11 protein-coding genes are annotated in these 8532 nt (G+C 62.3%); 2 read left to right on the forward strand and 9 right to left on the reverse strand.

Annotated elements, in window-relative coordinates:
• Nucleotides 1-170: 170 nt before the first annotated feature.
• Both ACFC3J_RS03210 and ACFC3J_RS03215 read left to right on the forward strand, forming a co-directional pair.
• Nucleotides 171-374, forward strand: a complete 204-nt coding sequence (locus tag ACFC3J_RS03210; protein WP_375194766.1) for a hypothetical protein — start codon at nt 171-173, stop codon at nt 372-374.
• 48 nt (nt 375-422) lie between these two features.
• Nucleotides 423-1340: a hypothetical protein gene (locus tag ACFC3J_RS03215; RefSeq protein WP_375194767.1), complete on the forward strand. Its 918-nt coding sequence runs from the start codon at nt 423-425 to the stop codon at nt 1338-1340.
• A gap of 212 nt (nt 1341-1552) precedes the next feature.
• Here the strand turns inward: ACFC3J_RS03215 and ACFC3J_RS03220 are convergent, their stop codons facing one another.
• Genes ACFC3J_RS03220 through ACFC3J_RS03260 form a run of 9 tightly spaced genes read right to left on the reverse strand, consistent with a single transcriptional unit; the run spans nt 1553 to nt 8397 of the window.
• The gene (locus ACFC3J_RS03220) at nt 1553-2563 is read right to left on the reverse strand and encodes a contractile injection system protein, VgrG/Pvc8 family (RefSeq protein ID WP_375194768.1); all 1011 of its coding nucleotides are present in this window, start codon (nt 2561-2563) and stop codon (nt 1553-1555) included.
• A 6-nt stretch (nt 2564-2569) separates the two neighbouring features.
• On the reverse strand, nt 2570-2971 hold the full coding sequence (locus ACFC3J_RS03225; RefSeq protein WP_375194769.1) for a phage tail protein: 402 nt from the start codon (nt 2969-2971) through the stop codon (nt 2570-2572).
• A gap of 13 nt (nt 2972-2984) precedes the next feature.
• Nucleotides 2985-5465, reverse strand: coding sequence for a phage tail tape measure protein (locus ACFC3J_RS03230; RefSeq protein WP_375194770.1), 2481 nt, complete (start codon nt 5463-5465; stop codon nt 2985-2987).
• Nucleotides 5465-5596 carry a GpE family phage tail protein gene (locus ACFC3J_RS03235; protein ID WP_375194771.1) on the reverse strand — a complete coding sequence of 44 codons (132 nt, stop codon included), beginning with the start codon at nt 5594-5596 and terminating at the stop codon, nt 5465-5467. Before ACFC3J_RS03235 ends, ACFC3J_RS03230 begins: the two co-directional genes overlap by 1 nt.
• Before the next feature lie 8 nt (nt 5597-5604).
• The gene (locus ACFC3J_RS03240; RefSeq protein ID WP_375194772.1) at nt 5605-5913 is read right to left on the reverse strand and encodes a phage tail assembly protein; all 309 of its coding nucleotides are present in this window, start codon (nt 5911-5913) and stop codon (nt 5605-5607) included.
• Nucleotides 5914-5971: 58 nt separating this feature from the next.
• The gene (locus ACFC3J_RS03245) at nt 5972-6484 is read right to left on the reverse strand and encodes a phage major tail tube protein (protein ID WP_375194773.1); all 513 of its coding nucleotides are present in this window, start codon (nt 6482-6484) and stop codon (nt 5972-5974) included.
• A 39-nt stretch (nt 6485-6523) separates the two neighbouring features.
• Nucleotides 6524-7699: a phage tail sheath subtilisin-like domain-containing protein gene (locus ACFC3J_RS03250; RefSeq protein ID WP_375194774.1), complete on the reverse strand. Its 1176-nt coding sequence runs from the start codon at nt 7697-7699 to the stop codon at nt 6524-6526.
• A 15-nt stretch (nt 7700-7714) separates the two neighbouring features.
• Entirely contained in the window at nt 7715-8065 is a 351-nt protein-coding gene (locus ACFC3J_RS03255) for a GPW/gp25 family protein (protein WP_375194775.1), read from the reverse strand.
• Nucleotides 8065-8397, reverse strand: a complete 333-nt coding sequence (locus ACFC3J_RS03260) for a hypothetical protein (RefSeq protein ID WP_375194776.1) — start codon at nt 8395-8397, stop codon at nt 8065-8067. The genes ACFC3J_RS03255 and ACFC3J_RS03260 overlap by 1 nt, the downstream gene beginning before the upstream one ends.
• Nucleotides 8398-8532 lie beyond the last annotated feature (135 nt).

Here is an 8532-nt window from a genome sequence, read left to right on the forward strand (position 1 = left end):
CGCTCAACTTCACGCACCTCTGTGTTCCTGATTCGTTCTCGTTCTGACTAAAGAGGAACAAGTAGGAAAGAGGTAAATGCTGCGCTGGATCAATATCTTGTGGACAGTGGGTTGCCGTGCGGAATAGGCCAGTTCGGAATTTTCGAACGGGCGGGATTGCAGGAGGGGGAATGAAATTCGGAGTTAGAAAGCCGAGCCTGAAAAAGTCCATCGCGGCGCGCACCTCGGTCAAGCGAGTGGTCCGGCATTCCTTGGGGGTGAAGGCCCCGAAAGGTATGGGGCTGCTGACCAATCCCAAAAAGGCGGTTTACAACCGCGCCTATTCTCGCACGTCCTTCTCGCTCATCAGCTTGATTAAAAAACTGCTGAAGTAACGCGAGGGGTCTAACGATCGGCACGACCTGCGGATTAAAGGGGGCAAGGTGGAAGCTACATTAGATCTGAATGACCAGCCGGGTGCAGAGCCGATCAGCCTGTATTTCGCACTTGCTCCCGGCCAAAAAGCAGACATGGAGGTCGCCGCGCGAGCAGCTATCGCGTTCGCCGACACAATCAAAGAACTGGCAGCGCTATTCGACCCCATGGCTGCGGTTCGAATTGAATTGGAAAGTGGCTCCGAGAGTAGCTTGGGGCTGAACGCCCTGATCCGCAAGATTAAAGGATTTCCGGCAAATCATCCTGGCTGGTTTGCGTTCTTGGTTGCTGTTGCGGTCAATGTCAGTGGCGATGTTCGTTCTTGGGCAGTTGGGCAAATTCTAGACTATATGTCCAGCAAGGACGCGCCCCAGGCGGTGCAGCGATTGGACAAGAAAGATGCAGAGGCGATCGCCGAAGAGGTGGCCGCGATGCTTAAGAATGACATCGCCAAAGCCTCTACGCGCCAGATTTTTAAGGAAGTTCAGCGCGACCCCGCAATTGTAGGTGTTGGCGTCACCGCGCATCATCGAACGAAACCAGCGGTACTTATTCCGAGGTCGGACTTTGGACGTGCGAGTGGCGAAGGCCGCGAAGTCGAAAATCTCGTCAAAGCGCGGGTTGGATCCGAAAGAATGCGCGTTACGCTCAAGAAGCCCCGCCTCGAGGCCGTGGTTTCAAGCTGGCGATTCCAGCATGGATCTCTGCCCGAATTCTCGGCTGAGATGCGAGATCGAGAATTTCTTAGGGCTTTTGAAGAAGGCCGCATCGATCTTCCGCTTCGCATCGGCACAGAAATGGACGTTGAACTGGAGACCGAGCAGGAGTTCGAAGCGGGTGTTTGGGTGATCAAAAAGCGGTCGATAACCAAGGTCTATGCGCCGCGCGCAGGCACGTTAGCGCTGGGTCTGTTCCCCGACGACTGATCTAACCAGAAGTCCTGACGCAACAAGGAAGATGGCTGCGGCAATGATAAGCGGAGCCTTGCTCGAAAACGCGCCTGCTAAGCTCATCAGCACAGTGCCTGCAGCGCCGCCAACCATAACGCGGAGCGCAATAGATATGAACTTGCGCGGGTGCATCGTCGCTCACACATAGCCGAGCCATCCCCTTTTGGCTATTGATCTGTACTAGTTGGCTAAGGCGCAGTCTCCATCTTCACATCTGTCGTGAAGCCGCCCGCCTTGTCGAGCCGGTGCGTCACTTCCGAAATCAGCCATGTGGTCGCGTCGATCTCATCCTTATAACCGCTGACCGACACGCGGGCTTCGGGGATGGCATCGGCGCGGCCCAGCGCCAGTTTCATGTCCAGCGTGGCCGGGGCGCGCTTGAGCCGGTCCCTTTCCGCGATAGCGGCGCGCCTCGCTGACGCCTCGTCAGGATAGACCTTGCGCAGCTTCTTCGCGCCATCGGCCTTGCCCACGGTGAACGTCTGCCGCTTCGCGCCTTTCTTGTCATGCCAGCTGGCCGTCACGCCTTCCTGACCGTCCCGCTTCTGCCGCTGCCAGTTGTGGCGGTCGCCATCGGTGCGGCGAATCGTCAGGGTCGGGAGAGCCTTGCCGCTGGTCGTGGTGCCCGCGCCCTTCCGCGCGAAGATCAGATGCTTGTCCTTGATGGTCGCCACGGCGTCATGCTCGCGGCCAAGGCGGCGCAGGAAGGCAATATCGCTTTCCCGGCTCTGGCTGATCGACGGGAGCGTGATCGAGGACAGGTCCGACGCGATTTTCAGGGTCAGGCCATTCCGGCCCGCGACGTCTTTCAGCACCGCGCCCAGCGTCGTATTCTTCCAGCTCTGCTCGCGGCGGTTGCGGATCTGGCTGGTGAAGTCGGCGGCCCGCGCCTTGATCGTGATCTGATCGGGCGGGCCGCTGTGCGAGACATCGTCCACCTTGAAACTGCCCTTGTCGATCAGACCGGCGGAGACATCGTGGCCCTGTTTCCAGCCCAACTGCACTTTCAGCACCGCGCCTTCCTTCGGGATCCCCAACATGCCGTCCGTGTCGTTCAGCACAATGTCCAGCTGGTCGGCTTCGTCGCCGCGCTTTTCCGACAGGGAGAGGGAGACGAGGCGCGGGCGCAGCCGGTCGGACAGATCCGTGCCGTCGAGCGTCACGCGCCAGTCGGCGATATTGTTGATCTTCTCGCTCATGCAGCCTCACGCATTATTGGCTGCCGCCGGGTCATCCACGCGCAGCAGATCTATGCCGAAGTCGATGCGACGGGCGCGGCCATCGGACATCAGGAAGGCGTGGCGCTCATCCAGCGCGGTGATGACAAAATTGCCGTAAACGGTGCCGGTGCCGTCGACCAAGGGCAGGGCCTCGCCATCGTCTGCCATGGTGCGCAGATCATCGAGTGAAACGTGCCCGTCCGCAATCTCGGCATAGACCGCACCCGACAGGCTGATCGTTTCATCGCCGGGTCCGGTGAACTGCGTCGCGTCGCGGGCGCCGACGCGGGGGGCCCGGGCATGTTGCCAGTCCGTTTTCCGTTGCATCTCATCATAGGCCAGCGTCCCGATCTCGAACAGGAACATGCCCAGCGCCATCAAGTGCATCTTACGTTCCCCCTCAGTCGTCGCCGAAGCCGCGCCCGCGCCGCTCGCGCTCGATCTGCTCGATCGCATCGCGCACCTTGTCGGCGATGTCCTGCGGGTCGCCAGTGACGCCGTGGAAATGGAGTTCATAGGTGGCCGGTGCGGGCACGGCGGCGGCAGTAGAGCGGGTGGCCGGCTGCTGTGCCGCAGCCGGGGATGCGACGGCCATGGCCGCCCCGGCGGTGCCCATGCCGATCGCGCTCGCCATCTGCCCGGACAGATCCATGATCCGCGGAATGATGGGGCTGGCCGAAAAGCCCTTCGTCATCCGGTCCGACAGTTCGGCGATGCGATCCAGCGGGCCGCTGCTGTTGTCGGAAAGCCCCTGATCCAGACCGGCCATAACGAAGCCGCCCAGCCCCGCAAAGACGCGGGACGGCGAATGGATGCCCAGCTTGGATTTGAACCAGTTGGCGACGGAACTGGCGGTGTTGACGATGGTGCTTTTCAGCGCGCCGAGCATCCCCAGGACGCCGTTAATCAGCCCTTGGATAAGGTTGCGGCCGATTTCGGTAAAATTCAGCGACTGGAGGTAGGCCAGCGCGGGCATGAAGGCGCGGATGAGCAATCCGAGAGGGTGGAAGGTTAGGAAGGCATTGATCAGGAAGTCGATCGCCCCGCTGACCATGGCTTTGATGCCTTCCCACAGGCCGCCGAACCACGCGGATATCGCGCCCCAATTGTCGTAGATCAGATATGCGGCTGCGGCGACCGCAGCGATGGCCGCGACGATCAGCAGCAATGGCCCCAGCGCAATGCCCAGCGGCGCGGCGGCGGCGGTCAGGGCGGCGAAAGCCAGCGCAAGGCCGCCGAGCAGGATCAGCAACGCAGCCCCCGCGCCCATGAAGATCATGATGCCCTTCGCCAGCAACGGATGCTCCTTTGCCCATCCACGCACCGCGACAGCCGCTTTCGAGACGTAGCCCGACACCTTGACGATGGTGGGCAGCAGGAACTGGCCCATGGTGATGTTGAGCGCCGACAGCGCGTTGCCCGCCAAGCCGGTAGCCCCTTCCGTGGTGGCGATGGCCGACAGGAATTCCCTGTTCATGGAGCCAGCATATTGGCTCCTGTCACCTACCATGGCGAAGTTCGTTTTCAGCTGGTCGAGGCTGGTCAGCATGGGCGCGATGGCGGCGACGCTTTCGGAACCGAACAGTTCGGTCAGCATCCCGGCCTGCGCCTCTTTCGGCAGCTTCTGGATCCGCTCAAGGACGTTGGTGATCGCGCCACCGGCATCCTTCTGCATGTCCTTCGACATTTGCACGGCATCCAGCCCCAGCGCCTTAAAGGCGCCCTGCTGCGATTTCGTGGCCGACGTGCCTTTGGTCAGCGCCAGCATCATGTTCTTGATGCCGGTCGCGCCGATTTCCGATTCCACGCCGACGCTGGACAGCACTTGGCTCATGGACGCGATCTGAGCCGCAGCGAGGCCGCCCACCTTGCCGAGCGGGCCGATGCGCGTCACCATGTCGGTTACAGCGCCGACATTGCCGCCGAAGCTGTTGGTCAGGGCGTTGATCTGGTCGGCCAGCGCTACGACGCCATCCTGCGGCAAGCCGAACGCGGTCCGCCATTTCGCCATGGTGTTGCCCGCATCTTCGGCGGTGCTGTCGAAGGCCACGCCCATTTTCGCCGCATCCTCGGCGAAGCGCATCAGTTCCTGACGCGGGACATTGGCGCGGCCAGCGGCGGCAACGATCTGGGCAATGCCTTCCGCCGCCATCGGGACTCGCGTGCTCATCTCCAAAATGTCGTCGGACATCTTGTTGAAGGCTTCGGGCGTCGGGAAATCCACGACCTTGCGGACGTCGGCCATGGCGCTCTCCAGCGTCATCGCCTGTTTGGTCGCCATGACGATCGGCGCACCGGCGGCGGTGCCAGCGGCGACCATGCCGAGGCCCATGCCCGTCGCCTTCTGGCTGACCTCATTCAGCTTTTCGGAATTGCGATTGGCCTGGGCGACCTTCTCCAGCTGCGCCGTCTGTTGCTTGAGCGCGCGGTTCGCTTCTGCAGTGCGATTGGCGAGGCGATCCTCATGTCCGGCCAGATCCATGACATCGACACCGGCGGCGGACAGCTTGGATGACAGCTGCTGCAGTTCCGCGCCGCCCTGATCGAGCCGCGCGGCCAGCTGGGCGGACTGCTTTTCCGCCCGCTCGAATTCCATGCGCAGCTTCTTCGTCGGCTTTTCGGTCGCCTCCAGCTGGGCGCGCAGATGCGCCAGCTTGGCCTGCTGTTCCTGATATTGGCGCGTATCATTGGCGAAGCGCGATTCCGCGGACTTGTAGCTGCCGACCTGCTTTTGCAGGGAGCCAAGGGCCTTGAGTTCGTCCTGCGTCTTCGCCAGATCCCGGCGCGCGGCGGACGACGCGCCAGTGATGGATTTGAGGGGCGATGTGACCTTGTCCAGCGCCTCAAGGATGATCTGCAGCCGAAGGTTCTTGTCCGCCATTATCGCTTTCCGGGCTTTTCAGGGGGTTTTGATCGACGGGCGGCCTGTTCGCGCCAGCCCATCAGTTCGGACAGGTCCATTCCGTCCATGACGGCGGGCGACCAGTGGAAGATGATCGCCACGTCCGCCATCGCGTCATCTACTGATCGAGGACAGCCGCACGCTGCGACCTCTGCAGCAAAAAACTGCCGATCTCCGCACCGCAGGCCAGCAGGTCCGCCGGTTCCATGTTGGAGACTTCGACTTCGGTCAGGGCAGGCATGGAGATCCGGGGCAGCAGCTTGGTCAGGCTGTCCACCTTCAGCTGGCCCAGATCGACCAGCGACAGGCCGCGCAGTTCGCCGGAACGGGGCTTGCGCAGCTTCAGTTCCTCGATCGAGGTTTCGCCACGCACGATCGGCGAATCGAGGGTGACAGTGCGGAACATGGGGTCGGCGGGTTCGCTCATGATACTCTCCAATTTTCAGGGGAAGGACGGCCCGGCAACGCGCGCCGGGCCGCAGGAATCAGAAAATGCCGAGTGCGGCGCGGCGTTCGGCGAGGCGATCGACGCCGCCCACGATTTCGACCATGTTGAGCGGGTCGATCTCGATTTCCGTCCGACCGTTCCATTCCAGCTTGTAATAGGCCACGGCAAAGGTGGCGTTGAATTCGCTGGCCTCGCCGGTTTCCTGATCGCCCATTTCGATTTCGGTATGGCGACCGCGAACGATGACCTCCACATGATCGACGCTGCTGGTGTCGTCCTGCTGGTAATTGCCGACGAAACGGAGGTAGACGCCGTCCACCGTCGGCGTGCCCCACTGGCGCAGCACGTCGCGCATGGGACCGGCGCAGGTGAACTTCATCTCCATCGCTTCCATTCCCATGTCCATCATGAGCGGCGCGCTCATCCCGGCTCCACGATATTCCTCCGTCTTGCGGGTGAGGGTCGGCAGCGACACCGATTTGCAGTCGCCCAGGTAGTTAAAACCTTCGTTGAAAAGCATCATGTCTTTGAGGGTGCGGGGCAGTCCCATCGCTGGCTCCTATGTGATGAAGGGATGAAGGGGGCGGGATCAGGCCGTTTCGGTCAGCTGGCTCGCGAAGTCGGCGAAATAGGCGTCCGTGATGCGCTGGTTGAAGCCCAGATCCTCCAGCGGTGGCGGGACGGTGTAATCATAGTCGATGCGCAGCTTGCCCGCCTTGAGGCTGGCCGTGCTGTTGTTCGCCTCATCGAACCATGCATTCGCGCCGAGGATGATCCCCTGCGCCTTCAACTGGCGGAAGAAGCCGTTGATGGTCTCGATGATGTCCTTCGCCAGCGCGGGGGTCAGGGGCTTGTCGATCGCCCACATCATGCCGTTGACGATGGTGTCGGCCAGCAGCTGGGCGACGCGGACCGTGCTTTCAAACGCGAAGAGGCTTCCGGCCTCCGCCGTGGTGCGGTTGCCCCAGAAGCGATAGCCGCTGTCCGTGCGAACCAACGCCGTGACTTCCTTGGCATTGAGCAGACCGGCTTCGCTGGCCTGATCCTCAATGTCCCAATGAATATCCTTGGTCAGACCGACGACGCCCTGCACCGCGACGTTCGACAGGGTCTTGTGCGGGCCGGTCTGGGTGTCGATCAGGGCGCGCAGGCCCATGGCGCGGGCGGCGGCATAGCTGGTGACGTTGGCGCTGGTGGCCGTGTTCCAGCTCAGGAAATCGGGCATCAGCAGCATGAGTTCGCGGGCGCTGAAATTGGCGCGATACAGGATGGCGTCGGGGACCGTTTCGCCGATCGCCCGCGCATAAGCGAAGCCGCGCAGCTTCTGCGCCACCACGGCCAGCGCGGCGGTCACAGCCTGCGTTTCGAGGCCCGGCGTGCCGAGGATCTTCGGCTTCACGCCCAGCTGCGCCTGCGCGGCCAGAAGCGCCTGCATTCCGGTCTTCTGCCCGTTCCCGTCCGTGGTGCCGATGACGTTGCTGGCGGTTTCGGCAGCATCCTCGCCTTCCGCGACGGGCACAACGACAAGAACGGGGCGGGTCTGGTCGGCGATGGCGCGCAGGGCCTTCGCCAGCGTCCCGTCCGTGCCCGCGTCGCCGATCGCGGTCTCAATATCGGTGACCAGGACAGGGCGGTTGAGCGGGAACACATCGGCGTCGGCGTCGGACGCAATGGCGACCAAGCCGATGATGGCGGTGGAAACGGCGGTCAGCGTGCGTGCGCCTTCGCTGATCTCGGTAACGGTGATACCATGCTTAAAGGCCATGACAGGCTCCTTGGGCTAGAGAGAGAGGGGCAGGACGAGGCGGGTGCGGGCATTCGCGGCGGCGGTGTCGGTCCGGTCCGCGTCGAGAATGATGGTGGCGGCTCCAGGGCGATCTCCAGCGGCGAGGCCGACGCGGCGAAGGCGGACGCGATCTTCATTGCGTGAGCAGGCCACCGCCGTCGCCGCGTAGAGGCGCAGGATGTTGGCGGGCGTCAGAGGCTGGTCGATCAGTTCGGGCAGCAGCGAGCCATATTCTCGGCGTCCCGCACGCGTGCCGACCGGGGTGGAGAGAATGTCCCGCACCGATTGCTTGATATGTTCGAGGCCATCGAGCGGTGCGCCGGTATCGCGTGCCATACCGACCATCAGACGGGCGTCCCGGTCTGCGCGCCGCCAGCCTGCACGCCGCCGTGCTTGTGGCCCTTGAGGCTCTTGCCGCCGCCGACAACGTCCGTCGTGGCGATCAGGGTGCCGTTAAGTTTGATGTCGCCAGTCCATGTGGTGCCGCCTGGGGCGTCAACTGTTGCCGTGCCGCCTGCGGGCAGCGTGACGACGAGGGCATGGGTGGCATGATTGTAGCTGAACGACGCGCCATCGGGATTAATGCCGAGCGTAAATAAAAGCAGATCACGCCCGCGAATGGCTTTTTTTATTGCGTTTATTTGGCGTTTTTCTCTAATCGGTTGGACTTCGTTCATGCGAACTTCACTCCGTTCTCAATATGTTAAATTCATATTAACGAAATTAAAAACGAAAGTCAAGCGAAAGGAGGGCGATACGGCAAGGCGCGAGCGCTCCAGGCCGGCGCTTTCCTACAGGCGGTGCTGCAATTG

This window comes from Sphingobium sp. (assembly GCF_041987595.1).
Lineage (GTDB): Bacteria > Pseudomonadota > Alphaproteobacteria > Sphingomonadales > Sphingomonadaceae > Sphingobium.

Excerpts from the sequence above, each read along its gene's own strand:
- ACFC3J_RS03210 (WP_375194766.1), top strand. The coding sequence starts at position 171 with ATGAAATTCGGAGTTAGAAAGCCGAGCCTGAAAAAGTCCATCGCGGCG.
- ACFC3J_RS03240 (WP_375194772.1), bottom strand. The coding sequence starts at position 5,913 with ATGAGCGAACCCGCCGACCCCATGTTCCGCACTGTCACCCTCGATTCG.
- ACFC3J_RS03220 (WP_375194768.1), bottom strand. The coding sequence starts at position 2,563 with ATGAGCGAGAAGATCAACAATATCGCCGACTGGCGCGTGACGCTCGAC.
- ACFC3J_RS03225 (WP_375194769.1), bottom strand. The coding sequence starts at position 2,971 with ATGCACTTGATGGCGCTGGGCATGTTCCTGTTCGAGATCGGGACGCTG.
- ACFC3J_RS03250 (WP_375194774.1), bottom strand. The coding sequence starts at position 7,699 with ATGGCCTTTAAGCATGGTATCACCGTTACCGAGATCAGCGAAGGCGCA.
- ACFC3J_RS03255 (WP_375194775.1), bottom strand. The coding sequence starts at position 8,065 with ATGGTCGGTATGGCACGCGATACCGGCGCACCGCTCGATGGCCTCGAA.
- ACFC3J_RS03245 (WP_375194773.1), bottom strand. The coding sequence starts at position 6,484 with ATGGGACTGCCCCGCACCCTCAAAGACATGATGCTTTTCAACGAAGGT.
- ACFC3J_RS03260 (WP_375194776.1), bottom strand. The coding sequence starts at position 8,397 with ATGAACGAAGTCCAACCGATTAGAGAAAAACGCCAAATAAACGCAATA.
- ACFC3J_RS03235 (WP_375194771.1), bottom strand. The coding sequence starts at position 5,596 with ATGGCGGACGTGGCGATCATCTTCCACTGGTCGCCCGCCGTCATGGAC.
- ACFC3J_RS03230 (WP_375194770.1), bottom strand. The coding sequence starts at position 5,465 with ATGGCGGACAAGAACCTTCGGCTGCAGATCATCCTTGAGGCGCTGGAC.